This window comes from Undibacterium sp. Ji83W (assembly GCF_049340385.1).
Classification (GTDB): Bacteria; Pseudomonadota; Gammaproteobacteria; order Burkholderiales; family Burkholderiaceae_D; genus Undibacterium.
The window spans coordinates 81,820-103,613 of record NZ_JBMPOZ010000008.1; the positions used below are offsets into that span (position 1 = coordinate 81,820).

At 50.4% G+C, this 21,794-nt stretch carries 26 protein-coding genes; 14 read left to right on the forward strand and 12 right to left on the reverse strand.

Annotation, left to right across the window (positions count from 1 at the left end; all coding sequences use genetic code 11):
• Positions 1-2 precede the first annotated feature (2 nt).
• From ACO0LD_RS14910 to ACO0LD_RS14920, 3 genes are all read right to left on the reverse strand, one after another.
• A complete protein-coding gene (locus tag ACO0LD_RS14910) occupies positions 3-740 on the reverse strand; it encodes a DUF1175 family protein (protein ID WP_423008116.1) in 738 nt (245 codons plus the stop codon).
• Positions 737-2,329 (reverse strand): DUF2138 family protein, encoded by a 1,593-nt coding sequence (locus tag ACO0LD_RS14915; protein ID WP_423008118.1) that lies wholly within the window; start codon positions 2,327-2,329, stop codon positions 737-739. Before ACO0LD_RS14915 ends, ACO0LD_RS14910 begins: the two co-directional genes overlap by 4 nt.
• 325 nt (positions 2,330-2,654) lie before the next feature.
• Positions 2,655-3,323, reverse strand: a complete 669-nt coding sequence (locus tag ACO0LD_RS14920) for a glutathione S-transferase family protein (RefSeq protein ID WP_423008120.1) — start codon at positions 3,321-3,323, stop codon at positions 2,655-2,657.
• Between the two features lie 143 nt (positions 3,324-3,466).
• Between ACO0LD_RS14920 and ACO0LD_RS14925 the strand changes: the two genes are divergently transcribed.
• Complete coding sequence (locus ACO0LD_RS14925; protein WP_423008122.1) at positions 3,467-4,456, forward strand: helix-turn-helix transcriptional regulator; 990 nt, start codon at positions 3,467-3,469, stop codon at positions 4,454-4,456.
• A gap of 328 nt (positions 4,457-4,784) precedes the next feature.
• Here the strand turns inward: ACO0LD_RS14925 and ACO0LD_RS14930 are convergent, their stop codons facing one another.
• Positions 4,785-5,687: a LysR family transcriptional regulator gene (locus ACO0LD_RS14930; RefSeq protein ID WP_423008124.1), complete on the reverse strand. Its 903-nt coding sequence runs from the start codon at positions 5,685-5,687 to the stop codon at positions 4,785-4,787.
• Between the two features lie 131 nt (positions 5,688-5,818).
• Between ACO0LD_RS14930 and ACO0LD_RS14935 the strand changes: the two genes are divergently transcribed.
• On the forward strand, positions 5,819-6,430 hold the full coding sequence (locus ACO0LD_RS14935; protein ID WP_423008126.1) for an FMN-dependent NADH-azoreductase: 612 nt from the start codon (positions 5,819-5,821) through the stop codon (positions 6,428-6,430).
• Positions 6,405-7,064: an NADPH-dependent F420 reductase gene (locus ACO0LD_RS14940; protein WP_423008128.1), complete on the forward strand. Its 660-nt coding sequence runs from the start codon at positions 6,405-6,407 to the stop codon at positions 7,062-7,064. Before ACO0LD_RS14935 ends, ACO0LD_RS14940 begins: the two co-directional genes overlap by 26 nt.
• An 86-nt stretch (positions 7,065-7,150) precedes the next feature.
• Here ACO0LD_RS14940 and ACO0LD_RS14945 read toward each other — a convergent pair whose 3' ends face one another.
• Positions 7,151-7,597: a c-type cytochrome gene (locus ACO0LD_RS14945; protein ID WP_423008130.1), complete on the reverse strand. Its 447-nt coding sequence runs from the start codon at positions 7,595-7,597 to the stop codon at positions 7,151-7,153.
• A 380-nt stretch (positions 7,598-7,977) separates the two neighbouring features.
• Positions 7,978-8,601: a glycoside hydrolase family 25 protein gene (locus ACO0LD_RS14950; protein WP_423008132.1), complete on the reverse strand. Its 624-nt coding sequence runs from the start codon at positions 8,599-8,601 to the stop codon at positions 7,978-7,980.
• Between the two features lie 139 nt (positions 8,602-8,740).
• Between ACO0LD_RS14950 and ACO0LD_RS14955 the strand changes: the two genes are divergently transcribed.
• The 3 genes from ACO0LD_RS14955 to ACO0LD_RS14965 all read left to right on the forward strand — a co-directional run bounded on the left by ACO0LD_RS14955 (position 8,741) and on the right by ACO0LD_RS14965 (position 9,854).
• On the forward strand, positions 8,741-8,917 hold the full coding sequence (locus tag ACO0LD_RS14955) for a hypothetical protein (protein WP_423008134.1): 177 nt from the start codon (positions 8,741-8,743) through the stop codon (positions 8,915-8,917).
• A gap of 187 nt (positions 8,918-9,104) precedes the next feature.
• Positions 9,105-9,263 (forward strand): DUF3096 domain-containing protein, encoded by a 159-nt coding sequence (locus ACO0LD_RS14960; RefSeq protein WP_162040668.1) that lies wholly within the window; start codon positions 9,105-9,107, stop codon positions 9,261-9,263.
• A 66-nt stretch (positions 9,264-9,329) separates the two neighbouring features.
• Positions 9,330-9,854, forward strand: a complete 525-nt coding sequence (locus tag ACO0LD_RS14965) for a GFA family protein (protein ID WP_423008136.1) — start codon at positions 9,330-9,332, stop codon at positions 9,852-9,854.
• A gap of 163 nt (positions 9,855-10,017) precedes the next feature.
• Here ACO0LD_RS14965 and ACO0LD_RS14970 read toward each other — a convergent pair whose 3' ends face one another.
• A complete protein-coding gene (locus ACO0LD_RS14970; protein ID WP_423008138.1) occupies positions 10,018-10,206 on the reverse strand; it encodes a hypothetical protein in 189 nt (62 codons plus the stop codon).
• 247 nt (positions 10,207-10,453) lie between these two features.
• Here ACO0LD_RS14970 and ACO0LD_RS14975 point away from each other — a divergent pair, with 247 nt between their 5' ends.
• Positions 10,454-10,852 (forward strand): glutaredoxin family protein, encoded by a 399-nt coding sequence (locus ACO0LD_RS14975; RefSeq protein WP_423008140.1) that lies wholly within the window; start codon positions 10,454-10,456, stop codon positions 10,850-10,852.
• An 84-nt stretch (positions 10,853-10,936) separates the two neighbouring features.
• Here ACO0LD_RS14975 and ACO0LD_RS14980 read toward each other — a convergent pair whose 3' ends face one another.
• The gene (locus ACO0LD_RS14980) at positions 10,937-11,527 is read right to left on the reverse strand and encodes a hypothetical protein (RefSeq protein ID WP_423008141.1); all 591 of its coding nucleotides are present in this window, start codon (positions 11,525-11,527) and stop codon (positions 10,937-10,939) included.
• A gap of 111 nt (positions 11,528-11,638) precedes the next feature.
• On the opposite strand from ACO0LD_RS14980, the gene ACO0LD_RS14985 reads away from it, so the two are divergent.
• A complete protein-coding gene (locus tag ACO0LD_RS14985) occupies positions 11,639-12,646 on the forward strand; it encodes a helix-turn-helix transcriptional regulator (protein WP_423008143.1) in 1,008 nt (335 codons plus the stop codon).
• 71 nt (positions 12,647-12,717) lie between these two features.
• On the opposite strand, the gene ACO0LD_RS14990 is transcribed toward ACO0LD_RS14985, so the two are convergent.
• The 3 genes from ACO0LD_RS14990 to argF form a co-directional block, all read right to left on the reverse strand.
• Positions 12,718-13,032 carry a pyrimidine/purine nucleoside phosphorylase gene (locus ACO0LD_RS14990; protein WP_423008145.1) on the reverse strand — a complete coding sequence of 105 codons (315 nt, stop codon included), beginning with the start codon at positions 13,030-13,032 and terminating at the stop codon, positions 12,718-12,720.
• Positions 13,033-13,115: 83 nt separating this feature from the next.
• Positions 13,116-14,348 (reverse strand): argininosuccinate synthase, encoded by a 1,233-nt coding sequence (locus ACO0LD_RS14995; RefSeq protein WP_423008147.1) that lies wholly within the window; start codon positions 14,346-14,348, stop codon positions 13,116-13,118.
• A gap of 298 nt (positions 14,349-14,646) precedes the next feature.
• Complete coding sequence (gene argF / locus ACO0LD_RS15000; RefSeq protein ID WP_423008149.1) at positions 14,647-15,561, reverse strand: ornithine carbamoyltransferase; 915 nt, start codon at positions 15,559-15,561, stop codon at positions 14,647-14,649.
• A 532-nt stretch (positions 15,562-16,093) separates the two neighbouring features.
• Here argF and ACO0LD_RS15005 point away from each other — a divergent pair.
• The 6 genes from ACO0LD_RS15005 to ACO0LD_RS15030 are packed head-to-tail and all read left to right on the forward strand — an operon-like array spanning position 16,094 to position 21,125.
• Positions 16,094-16,753, forward strand: coding sequence for an SGNH/GDSL hydrolase family protein (locus ACO0LD_RS15005; RefSeq protein WP_423008151.1), 660 nt, complete (start codon positions 16,094-16,096; stop codon positions 16,751-16,753).
• A 19-nt stretch (positions 16,754-16,772) separates the two neighbouring features.
• Positions 16,773-17,429 (forward strand): alginate O-acetyltransferase AlgF, encoded by a 657-nt coding sequence (locus tag ACO0LD_RS15010; RefSeq protein ID WP_423008153.1) that lies wholly within the window; start codon positions 16,773-16,775, stop codon positions 17,427-17,429.
• A 20-nt stretch (positions 17,430-17,449) separates the two neighbouring features.
• Positions 17,450-18,847 (forward strand): MBOAT family O-acyltransferase, encoded by a 1,398-nt coding sequence (locus ACO0LD_RS15015; RefSeq protein WP_423008155.1) that lies wholly within the window; start codon positions 17,450-17,452, stop codon positions 18,845-18,847.
• 9 nt (positions 18,848-18,856) lie between these two features.
• Positions 18,857-19,999, forward strand: a complete 1,143-nt coding sequence (locus tag ACO0LD_RS15020; protein WP_423008157.1) for an alginate O-acetyltransferase AlgX-related protein — start codon at positions 18,857-18,859, stop codon at positions 19,997-19,999.
• A 26-nt stretch (positions 20,000-20,025) separates the two neighbouring features.
• Positions 20,026-20,358: a hypothetical protein gene (locus tag ACO0LD_RS15025; RefSeq protein WP_423008159.1), complete on the forward strand. Its 333-nt coding sequence runs from the start codon at positions 20,026-20,028 to the stop codon at positions 20,356-20,358.
• Between the two features lie 23 nt (positions 20,359-20,381).
• Positions 20,382-21,125, forward strand: a complete 744-nt coding sequence (locus ACO0LD_RS15030) for a Sir2 family NAD-dependent protein deacetylase (protein ID WP_423008161.1) — start codon at positions 20,382-20,384, stop codon at positions 21,123-21,125.
• Between the two features lie 14 nt (positions 21,126-21,139).
• On the opposite strand, the gene ACO0LD_RS15035 is transcribed toward ACO0LD_RS15030, so the two are convergent.
• Entirely contained in the window at positions 21,140-21,775 is a 636-nt protein-coding gene (locus tag ACO0LD_RS15035) for an SMI1/KNR4 family protein (protein ID WP_423008163.1), read from the reverse strand.
• Between the last annotated feature and the right edge of the window lie 19 nt (positions 21,776-21,794).

The window sequence follows — 21,794 nt, forward strand, 5'->3', positions numbered from 1 at the left end:
TTTCAGGCGGACAAGAAATTGAGGCGATACACGCCAGCAAAATTGGGATTATCTTGGGTAGGGTGCCAGCGCGTATCGCGCCAGGCTTGCAAGTCGCGCAGCTTGACTGCGCGCAGGCCATTGTCACTAGGTGTGACTGTGCCAGTGTGATAGGCGATGTAAGAGTTCATCCACACCATCAGATGCTGGGCGTCGCCCTGGTCATAGAACAGCAGGTCACCGGGGGATGCCAGATTGCAGTCCTTGCCACGAAATCTGGCATTCTCCTGCACCATTTCTATGGCGCTGACATAGGCAGAGGTGCTGCCGTCAGCCAGCCGCCATTGATGGCGCACTGATTGCGTGCCTTGATCGAGATCGATTTCTGGCGGCAGCGCAGTACCCAGCATACCGTTCGCCCGCTTCCATTTTTCATCATGCTCACGCAGGGATTCTGCCACCGCAAAACGCACGAGTCCGACGCAGTCACGCTGTTGCCAGCGTGGTGTCGGGCCTGCAGTCAACTGGGCAGCAATGATACGTGTCATCCAGGCGCGACAACTGCGCGACTGGGCGGGTGTCAATGTTGGTGCAGTAGTTGGTGCAGTAACTGCAGGCGCGGTAGTTGTTCCAGCTTTGGCAGCATTTGCGGCAGGCAATGGCACAGCCGGTGCCGTGAGCTTATTGGCCAGCGCCAGCCTGTGCCAGCCCAGCACGGTGCTGGTGGCGAGCATGCCAGTCAGTACATGCCGGCGTTTCAATTGGATTTCTCCTTGCTGACCCATTCCACTTTTTGCCATGCCTTACCACTGGCCTGTGCCTTGCTCAGTTCGAGGCGTATCGGTGGGTAAGTCGCCAGGGCTTTGATGCGGGCAGGCAGATGTGTCTTTGCGGCTTCCAGGAAGCTGGCATCTTCAGGTTTTGCCAGGGCAGCGTAGATTTCGCGTTGTGCCATTTCTGACAAGGGGCGCGGTGTGATCAGGCCCAGGGTGTTTTGCGCGCCAGATGCCTGGTCAGCCACGCTTGGGTTGCTGCGTGCAATAGTATCCACCACTTTTTCTACCAGGCCGCCGTCGGGTGAGAACACCACAAAGTCGCCACTGGCGGCCAGCGTAGCCATGCTCTTGGTATTGCGCCATAGTTTCTGATCAGGCTTGGCCTTGGTTGTGCCTTTGCCTGGTGCCGCCTGTTCACCGCTGGCAATTGCCCAGGTCGCCATGGCTTGCAAGGTAGCATCGCGGTTGGCAGTGTTCAGTGGTAGCTTGGTGATAAACACCGGAGAATACAGATTCGATTCACGGTACCAGCAAGCCAGGCCTGGGCCAGTCAGCGGCGCCAATGCCTGCTCTGGCAATTTGGGTTTGGCATCAGCTTGTTTCAAGACAGTATTGACCATGCTCCAGTCAATTGGTACGGTGATACATGCGCTGGGGTTGGCTGGTGCCGCAGTCCACAGGGCAGGATCAAGCAATTGTGCCGAAGAAGTCTTTTTGGAATCCAGCCAGACCGAGGTTGACCAGTTGCCGCCAAAATCAAAGCGCATGCCCTTGAAGCCGGATACAAAGGCGCCGTAACCCAGGGCCATGGTTGGTGCACCTATCGCCATCGTATGTTTTGCAGTACCCGCAGCCTGAGCGGGCGCAGGTGCAATATTATCCAGATCAAATTGCAGCGACAGCGCGCCATCATGTTCCAGCCATTTGGCGACTGCTGCACGCGCTTCCGTTACGATGCTGTTACTGCCATCGAACAATAGGCCAGGGTCAGACAATACAACAACGCGATCACCCTGGCTGATCAACAGCAGGGTGCGGCGTGGATTGATTTCCAGCGCCATGATCTGGGCTTTGCCATTGCTGGTGCTGATATCGCCAGCCAGTTTGAGCTGACCATCTTTCATCGCTACCTTGGCAGCTTCCTGCAAGGCTTTATTGAACAGGCCCATGCGCATGACAACGGCATAGTGGCGCAAGGCACCTTTGCCATCGCGCCAGAAGGCAACTTCAGCCGGTTCATTAAAAATGCTGGCATACAGCTTGTCCTGCCAATCAAGGTCATGCTCGTAGGCGATGCGTTTGACGGCGCCGTTCAAACCAAGGCGGTCTTCATTCTGTTCATAATAGAAGGCCAGGTCTTCGGTCAATACATCTTTGGCTATCGGCACTTGCAGCAAGTCACGCGGCAGTTTGGACAAGCTCGTGGTGCGTATCAAGGCATCCGGTTGTGAGATATCCACCATAAGGCGGGTACCTGCATAGTGGTAATCCTTCCAGTGCTTGCTCATCTGGTAGGCAACAGCAGCAGCGGCAACTGTAACAACAGTACCGGTGACGATCCAAATACGACGCATGAATTCTCCCTCTGGGGTATGGCTTTTTTATTGCACGGATACTATCCAAAGCAGGCCTGCAAGACAATCGTTTGCGGCTGTCTATTTGGTAATTTTCTGTAAGCGTGCAGCTAAAGACTGCAACTGGCAATTGTGCCATGCATAGCCTTGGGAATTTATATTGTTGCAATATTTTTTTGTGGACATGCGAGGCATGTTTCAGAAGAGGAGAAACTGAAGGCGAGGAAACAAAATATCTGGAATGAATTTCATGATTGAATTTCACGTACACGTATATCGCCCGGAGAGACAAGCGGGCGATATACGCTACTTTTTAGCTTGCAATTCAGGCAGCCTTGCTTTCAGACTGAGCGTCACTGACGATGCGCTCGTGTTCTGCTGCCCAGGCTGCATCAATGGCACCGACTTTCACAAAGGCCGGACGACTGCAGACGCGTTCAATGTAATTCATGACGACAGGTGATTCAGGCACGAGCTTGAACATGGTACCCCAGCGTAAGGCATTGCCCCAGAGTACATCTGCTGCAGTGAATTGCTCACCCAGTAGATATGGCCCTTTTTCCAGTTGCGCCTTGATGATACCCAGCATGGTGTCAAAATCACCGTAAGGACACATCGAAGGCATTGCTGGCAGATGTTGCGCAAACTTATCTACCAATGCGGGCTCATAGCATGCCGCATAGTAGGCCATCCAGCGCAGATAAGGACCGCGCAACTGGCTATCCAGTGCGGGTGTCAGGCCTGCCTGCGGGAACAGGTCTGCCAGATACAAGAATACTGCCACTTGCTCGGTAATGAGCTCGCCACGATGCTGTATTGCAGGCACTTTGCCCATGGGGTTGATGGCCAGATAGGCGCTTTGTCTTTGCTCGCCAGCTTTCATGTTCAAGACATGCAATTGATAAGGCGCACTCAATTCTTCCAGCAAAATCAGCGCTCCGGTAGCGCGTGTTTGTGGGGAGTAGAACAGGGTGATGTTGTCTGCATTGCTCATGATAAGACCTTTCTTTTTATCGCGGAGGCGGAATTGCCTGGCCGTTGATATAAGAATATGCCTCCATACCTGACATCTTTTGTCAGGTTGGTTTATTATTCTTTTATATTTTTAAAAATACGGCAAAAGAATCCGTTTTTACCATGCGTGCCAGTCGACTCATCTCCATCCTGACTATCCTGCAGGCGCGTGGTTTTGCCACTGCGCCAGAACTGGCCGATGAATGCGCAGTCAACCTGCGCACTATCTATCGTGATATCGACGCCATGAGCGAGGCGGGCATCCCCATCTATAGTGAGCGTGGCTCAGGCGGTGGCTATCGTTTGCTCGATGGCTACCGCACCCAACTCAATGGTTTGTCCGCCAAAGAGGCCGAGGCCTTGTTCATGAGCGGGCTGGCAGGGGCCGCAACGGATATGGGGCTGGGCTCTGTCATGATGGCGGCACAAAACAAGCTGCTATCCGCTATGCCAGCTTCTTTGCGTGAAGGCGCGCAGCAAATGCGTTCGCGCTTTCATCTGGATGCACCAGCCTGGTTTGGTCAGTCAGAGCAACCTGCGCACTTGCCCAAAGTTGCTGATGCGGTGTGGGAGCAAAAGTGCCTACAGATACGTTACCAGAGCTGGAAAGGTATCAAAGAGCGCGTCGTCGAGCCTTTGGGCCTGGTCATGAAAAGCGGTTCCTGGTATCTGGTCGGGCAGGTGGATGACACGCCACGTACTTACCGCATCTCACGCATGCTGGAATTAGCTGTGCTTGAAGAACGTTTCGAAAGACCGGCGCCTTTCGATCTGGCAGCCTACTGGCGCAAATCTACCGAGCGGCTGGAGCAGGACATGCACAGGAATGTGGCAACCGTGCGCCTGTCACCAAGAGGCGTGAAATTCAGGGAGCACTTTTTGTCACCCTATGTTTTTTCTGAAATGCAGTTGGCCAGTGAGCTTGACGCGGACGGCTGGTGCAGGGCGACCATGCCAGTCGGTTCTTTAATGATGGCATGCGCAGAAATTCTGCGTTTTGGTGAAGATGCCGAAGTGCTGGAACCACCAGAGTTGGTGAGCAAGGTGAGAGAGCATGTAGAAAAAATGGCGATGATTTACAGCAAGCCTGCAAGTAAGCAAGTAAGTAACTGAGCAATTAAATAAGCCAGCATAATTCCCTTGAAAATAAAAAAAATCCCACAACCGTTGCCAGTTGTGGGCGAACACCTTTTGGAGAGGAATACCTTAAATCCTGAAGAGCAAACTGTTCACGCTCGTTCAGATAAAACAAAAAATCAAATCACGGATTAATTATATACGTTTTATTTATAAAATATCGATAAAATGATTTTATTGTGGCTTTTATGGGATGCTCTGATTTAAAATTAACTGGAGGCAATATTAGAAAGCCAGATACAGCATGGGATACCAGGCTTAAGGACTGATGTCCAAACAAGCGAGTGTTGCATCTCAGTCTGGCTCAAGCCTGATGTAGATAAAAGTCCACCTGGTCGATAAACCAGCGCCCGGCCGGGCCGGGTGGCGCGGCTTGTGGATGCACCGCCTGCATGGCCAGTTTTTTGCCACCCTGGGGCATGCTTTCTACATCCAGCACCTGCAAGATGCCTGCCGCAAGATCGTGTTCTACCATGTGCAGTGGCATACCACCCCAGCCCACGCCATTGAGAATGAACGCATGTTTGGCCGACAAGTCCGCCAGCCGCCAGGTATGGGGTGACATCACACCATAGTCCTGGCCCGCCATTAATTCTGACCTGTCAGTGATTACTAGTTGCGTATGCTTTGCCAATTCAGCTTTTGGGATGGTGCCGTTGATTGTCGCTAATGGATGGCTGTGCAAAGCCACCATCAACAGTGACACTTCGCCCAGGGTCCTGGTGCTCAAGCTTGGAAAATCGATGGGCAGGGATGCCACTATACCTATGCTGCAGCGTTCATCCAGCACAGGCTGATAAGCAGCGCCCAGGCCCTCAACATACAGCCGCAAAGGAGTATGAGGAAATTGCCTGGCAAAATCCTTGGCTACAGCGGCAATCACCGCAGTAGGAAAAAATACATCAACTACTACCGATAACTCTGGTTCCAGCCCGGATGCCATGAGCTTGGCACGCGCCTTCAAGGTATCGACGCCTGCTACGATATTGCGCGCATCGGCTAGTAGTAAAACACCTTCGGGCGTGAGTTTCGGGTAGCGCCCGGAACGGTCAAACAGCCGTACACCTATCTGTTCTTCCAGGCTATTGACCCAACCGCTGACGGCAGACTGCACCCGGTTCAGCTTCCTCGCTGCAGCGGAAAAACTGCCTTCATCTACGGCTGCGATGAAGGTGCGGAGTTGGTCCAGTGACACACCGTCCAGCATGGTTGGTCCTCATATCTCTTTAATCCATCTCAAATAAAGATGGTATATATCTCAATATATCATCTTTTCAGATTCAAAGATTGGCAGCATCATTCAGTTCACTTTTTCTACTCTACATTAAAGGTTCTGTCATGAAACTCTTGCATCTTGATTCCAGCATACTTGGCGCTTACTCCGTCAGCCGTCAATTGTCTGCCGAAATCGTGGCACGCGAAGTTGCCCTGCATCCGGGTATTGAAGTCATTTACCGTGACCTGGCGGCAGATGCCGCACTTCACTTATCCGGCACGCACATGGCAGTGCGCCAGGGGGTAGCGCTGGAAGATACTTCCCTGAGTAAGGACATCGCCAAGGGCGACGCCTATGTGGAAGAGTTGATCGCTGCAGATATCGTAGTGATAGGCGCACCCATGTATAACTTTTCTATCCCTACCCAGCTCAAGGCCTGGATAGACCGGGTTGCTGTCGCTGGCAAGACTTTTCGCTATGGTGCGAATGGTCCTGAAGGCCTGTTATCCCAGAGTAAAAAGCTCATCATTGCCGCCTCGCGTGGCAGTGTGTATTCGGCAGGTAGCCCCGCCGCTGCTTATGAACATCACGACAGTTATTTGATGGGGCTGATGTCATTTCTGGGAATAGTTGACATCACCGCTATTCGCGCCGAGGGGTTGGCATTCAGCCCTGAAGCCAAAGAAGCCGCTATCAAGCAGGCCTTGAATGAGATCGCTGCGCTGGCCGCCTGATTCCAAAAAACCACTTAATCCAAAAAATCTGATCAAGGAAATAAACATGACTTACTCTATTATTGGTGCAGGCAAAGTTGGCATTGCACTCGCTCGCCACTTTGCACACGCAGGTATCGAAGTGTCGATTGCCAATACCCGTGGCCCTGCCAGCCTGGCAGATCTGGCGAAAGAGCTGGGGCCTGCAGTGACGCCAGTGAGCTTGCAAGATGCACTTGCTGCTGACACGATCATTTTCGCGATACCCTTCCGCGCGCACCATGAGGTCGCTGGCGCTTTAGCCAGTTGGAACGGAAAAGTCGTCGTCGATGCCATGAACGCCTATGGCATTGCGCCGGAAGAATTGCAGGGCATGGCATCAACAGAAGTGCTGGCGACGGCATTGCCAGGGGCACGCGTGGTCAAATCTTTTAACCAATTACCTGCCGCATTGCTGGCCACTGACCCAGCACAGGATCAAGGTCGTCGTGTCATGTTTGTTGCGGCTGATGATCCCGAAGCCAGTGCCAGCATTGCCCATCTCGCTACCCAGTTTGGTTTTGCACCGATACAACTGGGCAGGATAGATGAGGGTGGCCGTTTGCTGAAACTGAACGGGCCACTCTTGCTTCAGAATTTGATCAAGCTGGGCTAATTGGTGGTTTGGCCGCTGGGGGGCATGGCGGGATCAGGCGGCGGGATTAAAAGTCGGGATTAAAAACTGTGCCCTCAGAAACTCAACTAATGTCGATGGAGCTTATCGTTTTTCATGCCCAGGGTTTTCAGGTAAGCGATCAGGTTTTTTCTGTCGTCGGCTTTGCTGACGCTGACATCCATTTGCTGGCCGGGGATATAAGATTCCGGGTCTTGCAGCCAGCGGTCCAGGGTTTTTTCATTCCAGACTATGTTGGCATTGCGCAAGGCAGGTGAATATTCAAAATCTTTGATGCTGCCAGCCTTGCGGCCAAACACATTGGCATGCCTGGGACCAATATTGTTGGCATCTACAGAATGACAACCCAGGCAGCGTGCTTCGTATGTGACCTTGCCAGCTTGTATTTCATCTGCCCTTGCTGCCAGTGCATCAGCAGCTATGCAGGTAATGCTGAATGGCAGCAGGCAGATGGCCAGGCTTTTCAGCCAGTTATCTTTGTTTAATTTATTCTGCTGTGCTGAGGAAGAGTTCATGTTGAAAAGATCCATCATTACTTATGCACCAATGCGCAGTGCTGACGTCGATAAAGCGACGCCGGAGGCAACGCGAAAAAAATGGCGGCGCTTGCCAGCCACAGTAGAAATATTCAAATCTGTCATGATGTCCTCTTCATTTTCAAGTACGCAGTCTTGTTACTGCACGGATATATACGCGGGCAGTTACAGAGTGGATTCACAATTTTTAAGAATTGCTTGAAAGAAAATTTTGATGAAGACTTATTGTCATGCTTCAGGCCGGGGAGCAAGAATGTGGCGGTTTTTTGGGGGGAAGAGGGATAAGACGGAGAGTGCAGCAATTCAGTATCAATTGAACCAGACAACTTCTGTCTGGTTCAATTGGAAAATGTGCACTGCTATTTGTTCGCGGCAAAAGCCAGCAGATCAGCCATGGAGCCCGCAAAGATATCGGTATCGACATTTCCAGTAATGCCAGCCACGCTACCGGATTCTGAATTTTGCCAGAATGTCCATTTGCTCCAGCCTTTCGGCACTGTTGGCTGTGATGCGCCATATTGCGCGATCCACAGTGCATATCTGGAAAAGCTGTTGTTCATATTCTGGTTCCAGAATGATGGCCCGGTATAAATCATCGGTGTGCGGCCCAGCGCCTGTTCTACAGTGTTGAGCCATATTTGCAGATTGGCAGCCAGCGTCGCACTACCAAATCCACCTTTGTTGATTTCAATATCCACTACAGGGGGCAAGTCCCCAATTGCAATACTTCCTACCGCCTTGATGAAATTATTAGCCTGCGTTACCGGGTCATCATTGCTCTCATAAAAGTGGTAAGCCCCGCGCAATAATCCTGCTGCCTTTATCGCTGTCCAATTGGTTTTGAACTGCGGGTCAGTATAGGTATTGCCATCTGTGGCCTTGGCAAAGGCAAAGCCTATCCCGGCGGTTTTGACAGCAGCCCAGTTGACTGTCCCCTGATAATGGGAAACGTCAATTCCTTGAACAGTGCTATTGGTCGCCATATTTTTTCTCCACTGATGAATTCTAGATGAAATAGCAAGTTATAAAGATAACAGAAATATTGTAAATTATGTAAAAAACAAGCTATCTTTTATGTCAATGATCGTCTGTCCATCTTGTGGAAAAAAGAGCGCATCAAGGATGACCTATGTCTATGGTGATACCAGTCAGGTCATTGTCGAAGCGGCAGTCATCAATCAGGAGCAGGCTTATCTGGGATATACCAATCGCGATAATGGACGTCATCCCCACAAGGCTGATTTCATGCGGGTATTGAACCAGATTTTGATCGACATGAAAAAATCTGGAGAGCTATAGAAAATAGTGGAGGATGTGCTGAGTAAATAATTGCTACAGGATTTTTCCAGCTATCTGATGAAAGGATTAGTGAAAAAACCAGGTGCTTGAGACTTGAACATCCCGTGACTCTATGGAACTATATGGCATGCATGACAGGCAAGACTGTCATGCACCACCAACTTAGTTAACCATAGAATAGCTATACATGAACATACACCTGTCCCTCATGCCCATCCTTGCCCTCGTCGCTGGAATTTGCATATTGATCAAACCCAAACTTGTCAGTTTCATCGTGGCACTGTATCTGATTGCCATCGGCCTCATAGGCATTCTGGGCCTCGGGCGTTTTGGTTTGCATTTGTAAGTAGCAAAGGCATCATTTACCCAGGCAAAGACAGGCGACACAAAGGATGCAAAAAGGAAACGCAAGATGACATCTGCATCGATTTACCCACTCGAAGGCGCTTGTGATTGCGGTCAGTTACGTTATCGCATGCTCAGTGCGCCGCTGATTGTGCATTGCTGCCATTGCCGTTGGTGCCAGCGCGAAAGTGGCACTGCCTTTGCCTTGAATGCAGTGATTGAAGCCGATCGCATGCAAAATCTGGGTGCCGAGCCGGAGATGGTGGATACCCCTTCTGAAAGCGGCAAGGGGCAGTTGTTTGCCCGTTGTCCTGCATGTCGCGTTGCTATCTGGAGTAATTATGCTGGCGCTGGTCCATTGCTGCGTTTTGTGCGGGTAGGGACACTCGACCAGCCGGATCATCTGCCGCCAGATATCCATATTTATACTGAATCAAAACAGCCCTGGGTAAATTTGACCGGGGGAGTACCAGTAATGGCTCAATACTATGACAGGGACTTATATTGGTCAGAGTCCAGTCTGGAGAGACGGCTTGCGCTGTTGCCGCAAATTGAGGCTTACCAGGCGGAACAGAAAAAAGCAAAAGGCTAAGCAGAACTCATTTCGTCTTTCGGATAAGTCTGAACAAGCCCGCAAGATGTGACGAACTGCCGATGTAAGCCATTGGTTTAATTTCTGGCAAGAGAGATACCCAAACAAAAAGCGACCAGCACTGAATGTAGCTGGCCGCTTGTTTCAAACCTGAATCAATAAATCAGCAACCTGCGCAACGATAGCGTGGGTTGAAAAAGTTGTTGCAAGAATCCTGATTGCCATTCTGGCACTCTTCATACCATGCGTAACAAGTTTCGCATGGAACTAATGCGGATGCGCTTCCTGCGATACCGAAGGAAATGCCAACACCGACAAAAAATGTAAACAACGCTTTTTTCACTTTGCTCATTACTGACTCCTGTGGTTGTATGAAAGTCAAATGCCGTGGTATTGAGAGTAATCTCAACTCGTTGATATTATTTTAACGATGTCATCAAGTCAATATGTATTTATTGAATATACTTATTAAATATTTATATTGACAATATTTGCTTTGGCGGAATATTGTTCAATACTAGTTGCCATGAATTTCAGACAATACATTTGCTGGCCTGACAGTTATTGAAACTTGGTGTGCAGCCTAGTTTGACCAATCGATGAAAGATGGAAAAATGCTAAAACAGAAACTGAAATCAATCGCTTCATATGCCTTGATACTTGTTGCAGGTTTGGCCGTGGGGTTGGCAGCAGCGAATGTTCCGCGCTGGCTGACGCCTTCTTATATCGAAGGGGATTACAGCGCCTATTTCCCAGACGCTAAAACGAAAGTCGTGCTGTACTCCACCGCGACTTGCCCATATTGTGCAAAAGCCCAGGATTACCTGAAAGCCAAGAATATTGCCTATGTGAAATTAGACATTAACGAATCTGAAAAAGCCAAGCAAGAATTCAAGCAGTTGAAAGGGGAAATAGTCCCCATGATTTTGGTTGGCAATCGTCAGATTCGCGGCTTTAAACCGGAAGTACTGGATTCAGCTTTGGAAAAAATCCATTGATGGTTTGGTGGGTTTCCAGATAGCGGCAGGGTAGTGATCCTGCCGCAGTTTGCAACTCATCATGCAGCTAGCGGGATAGTGGGTTTAGCTCATACGCACCCAATCCATGATCCAGTTGTCTTCCCAGGTTTTCCCACCATCGCGGGAAGCCGCCTGCTGCCAGCGGCAAGTCGTGGCAGAGATGTTGTCCCAGATGCCCCGTACCTTGATGGGTTGGCCTTCCTCTTCTTCATCTGAAACAAATAAGCCGACACCATTCTCAAAACCGCCGATGACACCGGGTGGCGTGAGTACACCTGCGCGCCCATTTACCCAAAAGTCTGACCATTGCTTGTTTTCCACATCCAGCGTGCGCAAGCCCATGCCACTGAAATTGCGTGCCGGTATGCGCAACTCTTCAACGCTGACGACGCCGCCGAGGATACTCCAGCAAGTGGCTTCACCTTCAAACACATCCCATTCCCTGGTGACACGGTTCTTCAAACGCCTGTGACTGATTTTCCATGAGCCGCTGAGGAAATCAAATTCACCCGGTTTGCCATTGTGCTGTTTCTTGCTCATAGATTTTGTGCTTTCTGTGGCTACTGCTTCATTGGCGGCTAACTGGCTGACAGCTATTCCCGCAGCGGTTTGCAGCAAGACTCTTCTTTGCGGGTCGTGGTTGGTTGCGCTCATGGCGTATCTCCTTGATTGAGCTTGTGAATTGAGCTTGTTTTGAAAAGCGTAGCCATGATAGGCTGCAATTCTTGACAAGGAATGTCAGGAATTATTCAGGAGTTGTCATTTATGCGTGCCAGCCGTTTGCTTTCCATCCTGATCTTGCTGCAATTGCGCGGCAGGGTGTCTGCAGAGGCATTGGCCGCCGAGTTTGAAGTCTCTGTCCGCACCATCTATCGCGATATTGATGAACTCAGTGCGGCAGGTATCCCGGTGCAGAGCGACCGGGGGCCACATGGCGGCTTTCAATTGATGGCAGGTTATCGCAGCCAGTTTACCGGCCTGGAAAATGACGAAGCAGAAGCCCTGTTCATGATAGGCCTGCCAGGGCCGGCCATTGCGCTGGGACTGGGCAATGCTGCCACGCGCGCCAGCCGCAAGCTCATGGCATCGTTGCCACCCAGCTTGCGCGAAGGTTCGCGCCGTATCGCCGACTGCTTTCACCTGGATACCAATGACTGGTACCGCAGTGAGCAAAGCGCCATGGAATTACCCCGTATCGCGCGTGCCGTGCTGGCGCAGCAGAAATTGAAAAGCAGTTATGAAAGCTGGTCTGGCTTGCGGCAATGGCAAATGGAGCCTTTGGGGCTGGTGCTCAAGGCGGGAGCATGGTACCTGGTGGCGAATAGTCAGAGCCATGCCAGTAGCTCCAAAAAAATCCGCATTTTCAAAGTTATACATATCACCGACATGCAAGTACTGGATGAACTTTTTGACAGACCAGATGATTTTGATTTGCCCGGCTTCTGGAGTGAAGCGACAGCAAGGTTTGAAGCCGAACTGCGATCAAACACTGCGCATTTGCGTGTGTCAGCGACAGGTCTGGACAGGATAAGCAAACTGGGTGCTTTTGCAGCACAGGCGGTAGAAATGCAAAGGGAATCCATAGTCCATGGAATGGATCAAGCATGGCAAACCATGAGCTTGCCCATAGAAACCATAGAGCACGCCGCGCAAATGCTCTTGGGAATAGGGCCGGAGCTGGAAGTTATCGCACCGCTGGCATTGCGCCAGCGTTTGCGTGAACTGGCTTTGCACTGTTACCAATTGCATGGTGATGCAACTGATCAAGCCTAAGTTTTTTCAGTTGCTTTATATCGTACTTTTACCTGTAACAACGATGATGTATCGCTGCTATCTACGCCTCATCAGATGAAGTGGCAAACATAATCCAGCGTATCAATGGTTTCAATTTCAAAGCTGGAATTGGCAGGGACATTGAATTGCTGACCGCCTTCATAAGTATTCCATTCAGTTTCGCCCTTGAGGCGAATACGGCATTTGCCTGCATTCAGTTCCATGATCTCGGCTGCTGCGGTATTAAATACCAGGCTGGACGGGAAGATGACGCCTATGGTTTTTTTACTGCCGTCGGCAAACAATACGGTGTGGGACACACATTTGCCATCGAAATACAGATTGGCTTTTTTAACGACGCTGACTTGATCAAATTGGGTAGACATGTAGGATAACTCCGAAAAAAAGACCCGCGCAAGTGAATGGGCGGGTCGGGAATAATTTAAGTATTCAGATTTTATTGACTGCGTTACTGACCGCGTTTTGCGCGGGCATTGGCAGCAATACGCATGCGCAATGCATTCAGTTTGATAAAGCCGCCAGCGTCAGCCTGGTTGTAGGCGCCGCCATCTTCATCAAAGGTTGCGATGTTCATGTCGAACAGCGAATCGGTTTTGGAATCGCGCGAGACCGTGATGACATTGCCCTTGTACAGCTTCAGGCGTACCCAGCCATTGACTGTGTGTTGAGTATGATCAATCAGGGTTTGCAGCGCGACGCGCTCTGGTGCCCACCAGTAGCCGTTGTAAATCAGGCTGGCGTAACGTGGCATCAGGTCATCTTTCAGATGGGCGACTTCACGGTCCAGAGTGATGGATTCTATCGCGCGGTGGGCGCGCAGCATTATGGTGCCGCCTGGCGTTTCATAGCAGCCGCGGGACTTCATGCCGACATAACGGTTTTCGACCAGGTCCAGACGGCCTATGCCGTGCTTGCCACCCAGGCGGTTCAGTTCAGTCAGTACCGTCGCTGGCGACATGCGTACGCCATTCAGGGCAACGATGTCACCGCGCTCAAATTCTACATCCAGATATTCTGCCTGGTCTGGCGCAGCCTCGGGGCTGACAGTCCAGCGCCACATGGATTCTTCGGCTTCCGCACTTGGATTTTCCAGGTGGCGGCCTTCAAAACTGATGTGTAACAGGTTGGCATCCATGGAGTAGGGCGCGCCGCCGTTTTTATGTTTCTGGTCGATTTCTATGCCTGCATCTTCAGCATATTTCATCAGTTTTTCACGGGACAGCAAATCCCATTCACGCCATGGGGCAATGATCTTAATGCCTGGCATCAGCGCATAGGCACCCAGTTCGAAACGCACCTGGTCATTACCCTTGCCGGTCGCACCGTGGGAAATGGTGTCGGCACCAGTTTCTTTGGCGATTTCGATCAGGCGTTTGGCGATCAGTGGACGGGCGATGGAGGTACCCAGCAGGTATTCACCTTCATACACGGTATTGGCGCGGAACATAGGGAAGACGAAGTCGCGCACGAATTCTTCACGCACATCATCGATGTAAATATTTTCAGGCTTGATACCAAACTTGATGGCCTTGGCACGCGCTGGTTCCAGCTCTTCACCCTGGCCCAGATCGGCAGTGAAAGTGACGATTTCGCACTGATAATTATCTTGCAGCCATTTCAAAATGACAGAGGTATCCAGACCGCCAGAATAGGCGAGGACGACTTTTTTAGTATCGCTCATGATGTGCTTTCAAAAATAAATAATAAGGGAAGACCAAAAAGCTCACCACGGAGACACAGAGGCACAGAGAAAAGCATGAGGAAAAACATCATATTTTTCAGCCACGTTACTTCGATGGAGAGATTTATTTGAGCTTACCTTTCCAATACAAATGCGATTCCCAGAGAAACGATTTCATTCACAGGCCACTGATTCAAGAATAATCTCGTACCAACAAGATTTTCTTCGGTTTTTCCTCTGTGCTTACTCTGTGTCTCCGCGCCTCTGTGTTGAGAGGTCTTTTCTTAAAATGACAAACTCAGCGAATCTCGCCAACCACCAAATATTCCAGCAAGGCTTTTTGTACGTGCAGGCGGTTTTCGGCTTCGTCCCAGACTACTGATTGCGGGCCATCTATCACACCGGCAGAGACTTCTTCACCACGGTGTGCTGGCAGGCAGTGCATGAACAGGGCGTCAGGATGGGCGCGGGCCATTTTGGCTTCATCGACTATCCAGCCATCAAATGCTTTCAGGCGGGCCTGGTTTTCATCTTCATAACCCATGCTGGTCCAGACATCGGTATTCACCAGATCAACACCGGCACAAGCGTCAGACGGGCTGTCAAATACCGTGTATTGCGATTTGTCTGCCGTTACCTGCGCCATATCGATGTCATAGCCTTTGGGCGTAGAGATGTGCAGGTGGAAGTTGAATACCTGGGCTGCCTGCAACCAGGAGTACAACATGTTGTTGGCATCGCCTATCCATGCCACCTTTTTACCGGTGATGGAGCCACGGTGCTCAATATAGGTAAACACGTCCGCCAATACCTGGCAGGGGTGATGTTGATTGGTCAGGCCATTGATGACGGGCACGCGCGAATTCGCTGCAAAGCGTTCTATCATTTCCTGCTCAAAAGTGCGGATCATGATGATGTCGCACATGCGTGACATGACCTGGCCTGCATCCTCTACCGGTTCACCGCGGCCCAACTGGCTATCACGGGTGTTGAGGTAAATTGCAGCGCCGCCCAGTTGATGCATGCCTGCTTCAAATGACAATCGGGTACGGGTGGAATTTTTTTCGAACACCATCACCAGGGTTCTATCCAGTAATGGGTGATAGGTCTGATAAGCCTTGAAGCGTTGTTTGATGATGCGGGCGCGCTGCATCACATATTCAAACTCGGACAGGGAGAAATCGGAGAACTGCAGGAAATGTTTGATAGCCATAAATAAAACGGGCAGCAAATTAAGCTTGCCGCCGCTTGTCATAACTGCTTAATTATAAGGGATTAATCAGGGCTGCCCATATTAAATTCTGGGAGCAGGCAAGTTTGACCCATTTTACTTGGGTTTTGCCAGCTAATGAAGCTGCCGGGCTTCTTAAATATTGCCCAGCCTAAGCTTAGCATTATTTACGCCAGTTAATACTGATTTTGCGTCAGTTTTTGGTGCCGGAGTTTTACCACCAGGATTGTTGCTATTTATCTAAAGTTTCCCTGTGGAAAATTGCATTTGTGAACTTTCGTCAACTAGCTGGAATTTCATATTGGTTTGTTTAAACTAGATTTCATTGCTGTATTTGCATAAATGTTAGTGATAAGCGCCGAGGTTGGGCGACATTCGCAGTAAATTGTAAGCAAATGCAACCAAGTGTTAATAAATGCAAAATCTGGAACTGGAATTCGCCGGCATGTCGGCTTAAAAAATGACATGCAAAAAAGCGAATATTTTTAAAATGAATTTGTAAAGTGAACAAAATATGAGCGCACTGTTAGCCGGACTGACCGTCCTGATCATTGGCGATAGCCACATGTCCACCCCTGATTACCTGATCACCACATTGCACGATGATCTCATGAGCAAGGGTGCCGTAGTGTATTCCTTTGGTGCCTGCGGCGTTGCAGCAGGTGACTGGATGGTGAAGAGTCAATCACCTTGCGGTGGTGCTACACGTTTCAAGGATGGTCCGGTAGAAGTGAAAACGGGGCAGGATGCGATGACCCGTCCATTCAATGAACTGGTCAAAACCTACAAGCCTAACCTGGTTGTCGTGGTCAACGGTGACACCATGGCATCTTATGCCGCTCCTGAATTGCCCAAGACCTGGATCTGGCAACAAGTGTCACGCCTGACCAAGGGTGTCAAAAACAATGCAGTAGGTTGCGTTTGGGTTGGCCCGGCCTGGGGTACGGAAGGCGGCAAATTCAACAAGACTTTTGCCCGTGCCAAAGAAATGTCAGGTTATTTGTCCGAGATCGTCGCTCCCTGTACTTATATCGATTCGCTGACTATGTCCAAACCGGGTGAGTGGGCATCGTCTGATGGTCAGCATTTTGATCTGGCAGGCTACAAAGCCTGGGGTACGGCAATTGGCAATGCCATTTCTTCTCCTGCGGTTTTGCAAAACATTAAAAAATAATTACGGACTCTGACCTCACATGAAAAAGCTTATTTTTGCTTGCCTGACTTCAACCTTGACTCTGGCGGCGCATGCTGACAATCCTTTGTATGAAACCGGGCCTGCCCAGGATTCGTCCTTTGTCAGGTTCCTCAATGCGAGCGAAGATAAAGCCAGTGTGGTCAACGGAGCAGCCAAAGTGGCTTTGGCTGCTCAGGGTGATGGCAGGGTTTCCCGTTTTTATCCAGTCAAGGCGGGTGCCAAACTGGCAGCTAATGTGCAGGTCGGCAGCGCAAAAACAGCGGTGGAAGTTGTCGCCAAGCCAGGTGAGTTTGTCACCATCGCCATTGTCAGCAATGGCACAGGTATAGCAACAGTGGTGGTCAAAGACTCACCGACAGATTTCAATGCCAGTAAAGCTTCTGTTGCCTTGCTCAATCTGGATAGCTCTTGTAGTGCCGCCGGTTTGAATGTGGCAGAAAAAAATACAGCGATACTGGAAGCGGTCAAACCAGCCAGTTTGCAGCGTCGTCTGGTTAACCCCATCAACCTGAAAACCCAGGCGATCTGTGATACCAAGGATGCTGGCAAAATTGTGGACCTGGGGCAATTGCAACCAGGTGAACGTTATAGCGTGGTCCTCATGCCTGGCAAAAAAGCGCGCCAGACTTTCTTTGTACGCGACAGTACGTCCTGATCTGAATACGGGGTCTGGCTATGGTATTTGCGTCTCTGGAGTTCCTTACACTCTTCCTACCCTTATTTTTTGCGCTTTATCTTGTCACGCCCCAGCGTTTTCGTAACCATACTTTATTGGTCGGTAGCTGGCTGTTTTATGCGTGGTGGACACCCAAATTCTTATTGCTGATCATCGCTTTGACGGTGCTTGCATGGGGCGCCGCAATACTGATAGACAAGAGCCAGAGCGAACAGCGCAAAACCCGCTTGATGGTGATCGCCATCGTCCTCAATCTGTCTTCACTGGTCTGGTACAAATACACCAATATGCTGGTGTATTCACTCAATACCATTTTGACTGGCCGTGACATGCCCACCATACCGTGGGAAAACCTGATGCTGCCTATAGGTTTGTCCTTTACGGTCTTGCATGCAATTTCTTATATTGTCGATGTGCGCCGCAAAACTGTAGAAGCACAGTACAGCATCATTTCTTTCAGCGCCTATATGGCGATGTTCCCGCATTTGATTGCTGGCCCGATAGTGCGTTATAAAGTCATTGATACAGAATTGCGCGAACGGGTTTTTTCTATCGACAAGTTTGCTGCAGGCGTACGCCGCTTCATGGTCGGTTTCTCGATGAAGGTGCTGATTGCAGATACCTTGTCACCCATCGTAACCCTGGCATTTGGTTTGCACAATCCGACCATTGTAGATGCCTGGACTGGTTGTGCTGCCTACACCTTGCAACTGTACTTTGATTTCGCTGGCTACAGCGCCATGGCCATAGGCCTGGGCCTGATGCTGGGTTTTGATTTCCAGGAAAATTTCAACAATCCTTATCTGGCCGTATCAATACAGGATTTCTGGAGGCGCTGGCACATGACATTGTCGTCATGGTTGCGTGACTATCTGTACATCAGTCTGGGTGGTAATCGTGGTGGCCCGGCCCGTACTTACATCAATCTTTTGCTGACCATGGCCATAGGTGGTCTCTGGCATGGTGGTGAAAACTGGAATTACCTGATCTGGGGCATTATTCAGGGAACAGCCCTGTGCTGTGACCGTGCATTTACCCAGCGTGGTTTGTCCATGCCCAATTACTTGTCGCGCACCTTGACCTTACTGGTCGTCATGCTGGCGTGGACAGTTTTCCGTGCCGACAGCTTTGCCACCGCGACTGACATATGGGCTGGACAGTTTGGTCTGCATGGTATCGCCATGGGCGATGCGATTGCCCAGGCACTGCGCCCCAGCATCATCCTGACCTTTGTGCTTGGCCTGATCTGCGTTGTCTATCCTGCTACCAAAATAGGTAAGCAGGGCGGCCTGGGTTTTGCAGGCTGGAGCATGACCTGGCCAGTGCTTACCTTTGCTTATGCCGTCGTGGTCCTGGCCGGGCAAAAAGCGATTCCCTTTCTGTATTTCCAGTTTTAGGAGATCATCATGAGTGAGTGTTTTAATTTTGATCCCAACAAAGCCGGCTGGACACGCTTTATTCCTGTCGCTGCGTTTAGTGTCATCATGCTGGGTGGTTTTGCCGTTACCCAGACATCTTTACGCAATGTACCCGAAGAAAAATGGGATGGCATAGGTAAAATCAGCCGCGTGCTGGATGGTGAAGCAACGCGACAGTTTTCAACCCAGTTGAATGAACACTTCCTGTTAAGTAAACCATTTGCAAAAATTGAACGTGGCGTGAGCTGGACAGTCGCAGGTGATACCGGTGCTTCTGTGCGCCGTGGTTGTGACGACTGGTTGTTTTTGTCAGATGAGCTGACACCTTATGCGCATGCAGCAGAGAATGCTGCAGCCAGGGCCAGGATCATTACTCAGACTGCCGCTGACCTGCAAATGCGTGGCATCAAGCTGGTGGTTGCTGTAGTACCTGATAAAACCCGTATAGAAGAAAGCCATTTATGTGGCCTGCATCGCCCAGCAGGTTTTTCCGGTCGCTTGAATGACTGGGTGGGCACTCTGGCAAATAACAAAGTCGAAGTACTGAACTTTGCACCAGCGCTGTCAGCAATGACGGGCGAGCGTTACTACCGTAGTGATTCGCACTGGAATGAGCGCGGGGCCAACGTGGCCGCAATGACCTTGGCAGAACACCTGCAATCCTTGAGGCTGGTCAACAAACCGGCTGCACCACTTGACCCCAAGTCCATACAAAGTAATACGACTGAACGCTCTGGTGATTTGATGCGCGTCTCCAACCTTGAAGGCCTGCCTGCATGGATGCGCCCAGCAACAGAAGTTACCCAGGTCAGCAAGGTTGCCCCCGTGGCAGTTGCCAGTGATGATTTGTTTGGTGATGCAGGTTTGCCGACAGTAGCATTGGTTGGCACATCCTTCAGCCGCGCTGCGAATTTCGTTCCTTTCCTGAGCCAGCATCTGGGTGCCCCAGTCGCCAATCTGGCCAAGGACGGTGGTGATTTTGATGGCGCTGCCTTTGCCTATCTGAACAGCAAAGAATTCAAAACCCAGCCACCTAAAGTCGTGGTCTGGGAAGTGCCGGAACGCATGCTGCAAAAAACGCTGACGGCATCTGAGAAAAAATGGCTGGAGTCATTCGGCTCCAAAACTTGATGGCATAAGCGGTTTTGGACCTGCGAATGGATGATGAACTCAGCGGCCCTTTAGGCTCTTACCCGGACAGGGATGAGTTTCAGATAGGCCGCATGCTGGTCTGGGTTTACTACCTTGAAGGGGATGACCGCTTATTGCGCTTATCAAAGGCCAATGCCATCTTTCCTGCGCTTTTGGCAGAGATATCAAAAGTCGAGGTCATGGCAAGCAAGTTCGCAGGCAATAATTTGTATTTACAGATTATAGGTATATCCATCAAACCGGATGGCATTGCGAAATATACATGCAGGCACGAAGACGATGATGAAAACGAAATTGACATCGTCCGTGCAGGTGATGGTAGGTTGATGCTTCTTTGATGTCTTAGATTGAAGTCAGAAGCATGAAACCTGAAATACAAGCCAACAAAATCGTTATTTTATCCGGCTCTGGTATTAGTGTCGAAAGCGGCATTCCAACTTTTCGCGATGCGAATGGCTTGTGGCATAACTACTCCTGGGAAGCGGTTGCCAGCCCTGCTGGATGGCAAGCGCATCCAGAAGTCGTACTGGAGTTTTATAACGAGCGGCGCAAGCATGCTGCAGAGGCACAGCCGAATGTAGCGCATCGTGCGATTGCTGCCCTTGAGTCAGCCTACGAAGTAATCGTGGTCACTCAAAATGTCGATGACCTGCATGAAAGAGCTGGTTCCACCAATGTAATTCATGTCCATGGGCAGTTGAACTATGCGCGTGGTACTTCAGAAGGGCGCAAGCGTTACCGCATTAATGATGCCCCCATATCCATGGGGCAGTTATGCGAAGACGGCACACAGCTCCGCCCTGATATTGTCTGGTTTGGTGAAGATGTCGAGTACATGACAGAGTCAAGGCGACACCTTGAGACTGCGGCCAAGGTGCTGGTGGTTGGTACTTCACTGTCTGTTTTCCCTGCCGCATCGCTGGTCAAGGCTGCGCGGAGCAGGGCGGAGAAAATACTGGTTGCGCTGGCGATGGACAAACTGCCTTATGGCTTCAGGTTCATGCGTGGCAAGGCTACCAGTATCGTTCCGTTCTTATGTCAAGGCTGGTTGGCTGGAGGCCAGAATGGCGATCCATATTCTGATTCAAATACGACCGTTTCCTGAAGAAAATGCAGTAATTAATAAAGCCACTTCTTCACAAGCCCTGGCCCATAGCGCTGGGTCAAAAGTTCAAGGCCTGCTTCTTCGTTCTCGTGTACTTCTGCTAGGCAGCGTATCATCAGCGCATCCAGATATTCTTCCACTGAAGCGAAGAAAGGGCTGAGCATGCTGCCATCATCATGGTCAAAATAAAAGACTTCGCCGCTCTCACGGAGAAAGCAAAACATATTGCCGTTGCCCAGGTAGTCACCAAAAACTATCATGTCTTCAAGCAGCTCCAGCACTTGCTCATCTTCGTGTTCCAGCATATCAATGATGCCAGGATAGGCTTCCAGCAAAGGCTGGATAGGCGTATCATTATCCTGGCTGACACTGCATAATTTTTCTGCCAGTGACAGGGCTCCAAATTCAAGGTGGTAGGCTTTCAATGCAGGTGGTAACTGGCAAGATAAACGCGCTTCCAGATCGAGAAGTTCAGCCTCGCTGACAGGGGTGAACCGGGGCTGGGTGACATGCCCTCCCCACAATGCGGCGTAGGCAGTAATGACGGCACGATACCAGTCTGCGCGTTCAATAGCTGAGGTTAATGTTGGCCAGCTTAAACTTGGGCAGCCTGATGGTGGCCAGTGGTCTGAGCTCAATTCGTCTTGCATAGTAATTTTACTAAATCCA

What these genes read in the sequence shown, in the direction of transcription:
- ACO0LD_RS14915 (WP_423008118.1), bottom strand. Translation starts at nt 2,329, where the DNA reads ATGCGTCGTATTTGGATCGTCACCGGTACTGTTGTTACAGTTGCCGCT.
- ACO0LD_RS14920 (WP_423008120.1), bottom strand. Translation starts at nt 3,323, where the DNA reads ATGAGCAATGCAGACAACATCACCCTGTTCTACTCCCCACAAACACGC.
- ACO0LD_RS14925 (WP_423008122.1), top strand. Translation starts at nt 3,467, where the DNA reads ATGCGTGCCAGTCGACTCATCTCCATCCTGACTATCCTGCAGGCGCGT.
- ACO0LD_RS14930 (WP_423008124.1), bottom strand. Translation starts at nt 5,687, where the DNA reads ATGCTGGACGGTGTGTCACTGGACCAACTCCGCACCTTCATCGCAGCC.
- ACO0LD_RS14935 (WP_423008126.1), top strand. Translation starts at nt 5,819, where the DNA reads ATGAAACTCTTGCATCTTGATTCCAGCATACTTGGCGCTTACTCCGTC.
- ACO0LD_RS14940 (WP_423008128.1), top strand. Translation starts at nt 6,405, where the DNA reads ATGAGATCGCTGCGCTGGCCGCCTGATTCCAAAAAACCACTTAATCCA.
- ACO0LD_RS14945 (WP_423008130.1), bottom strand. Translation starts at nt 7,597, where the DNA reads ATGAACTCTTCCTCAGCACAGCAGAATAAATTAAACAAAGATAACTGG.
- ACO0LD_RS14950 (WP_423008132.1), bottom strand. Translation starts at nt 8,601, where the DNA reads ATGGCGACCAATAGCACTGTTCAAGGAATTGACGTTTCCCATTATCAG.
- ACO0LD_RS14955 (WP_423008134.1), top strand. Translation starts at nt 8,741, where the DNA reads ATGACCTATGTCTATGGTGATACCAGTCAGGTCATTGTCGAAGCGGCA.
- ACO0LD_RS14960 (WP_162040668.1), top strand. Translation starts at nt 9,105, where the DNA reads ATGAACATACACCTGTCCCTCATGCCCATCCTTGCCCTCGTCGCTGGA.
- ACO0LD_RS14965 (WP_423008136.1), top strand. Translation starts at nt 9,330, where the DNA reads ATGACATCTGCATCGATTTACCCACTCGAAGGCGCTTGTGATTGCGGT.
- ACO0LD_RS14970 (WP_423008138.1), bottom strand. Translation starts at nt 10,206, where the DNA reads ATGAGCAAAGTGAAAAAAGCGTTGTTTACATTTTTTGTCGGTGTTGGC.
- ACO0LD_RS14975 (WP_423008140.1), top strand. Translation starts at nt 10,454, where the DNA reads ATGAAAGATGGAAAAATGCTAAAACAGAAACTGAAATCAATCGCTTCA.
- ACO0LD_RS14980 (WP_423008141.1), bottom strand. Translation starts at nt 11,527, where the DNA reads ATGAGCGCAACCAACCACGACCCGCAAAGAAGAGTCTTGCTGCAAACC.
- ACO0LD_RS14985 (WP_423008143.1), top strand. Translation starts at nt 11,639, where the DNA reads ATGCGTGCCAGCCGTTTGCTTTCCATCCTGATCTTGCTGCAATTGCGC.
- ACO0LD_RS14990 (WP_423008145.1), bottom strand. Translation starts at nt 13,032, where the DNA reads ATGTCTACCCAATTTGATCAAGTCAGCGTCGTTAAAAAAGCCAATCTG.
- ACO0LD_RS14995 (WP_423008147.1), bottom strand. Translation starts at nt 14,348, where the DNA reads ATGAGCGATACTAAAAAAGTCGTCCTCGCCTATTCTGGCGGTCTGGAT.
- argF (WP_423008149.1), bottom strand. Translation starts at nt 15,561, where the DNA reads ATGGCTATCAAACATTTCCTGCAGTTCTCCGATTTCTCCCTGTCCGAG.
- ACO0LD_RS15005 (WP_423008151.1), top strand. Translation starts at nt 16,094, where the DNA reads ATGAGCGCACTGTTAGCCGGACTGACCGTCCTGATCATTGGCGATAGC.
- ACO0LD_RS15010 (WP_423008153.1), top strand. Translation starts at nt 16,773, where the DNA reads ATGAAAAAGCTTATTTTTGCTTGCCTGACTTCAACCTTGACTCTGGCG.
- ACO0LD_RS15015 (WP_423008155.1), top strand. Translation starts at nt 17,450, where the DNA reads ATGGTATTTGCGTCTCTGGAGTTCCTTACACTCTTCCTACCCTTATTT.
- ACO0LD_RS15020 (WP_423008157.1), top strand. Translation starts at nt 18,857, where the DNA reads ATGAGTGAGTGTTTTAATTTTGATCCCAACAAAGCCGGCTGGACACGC.
- ACO0LD_RS15025 (WP_423008159.1), top strand. Translation starts at nt 20,026, where the DNA reads ATGGATGATGAACTCAGCGGCCCTTTAGGCTCTTACCCGGACAGGGAT.
- ACO0LD_RS15030 (WP_423008161.1), top strand. Translation starts at nt 20,382, where the DNA reads ATGAAACCTGAAATACAAGCCAACAAAATCGTTATTTTATCCGGCTCT.
- ACO0LD_RS15035 (WP_423008163.1), bottom strand. Translation starts at nt 21,775, where the DNA reads ATGCAAGACGAATTGAGCTCAGACCACTGGCCACCATCAGGCTGCCCA.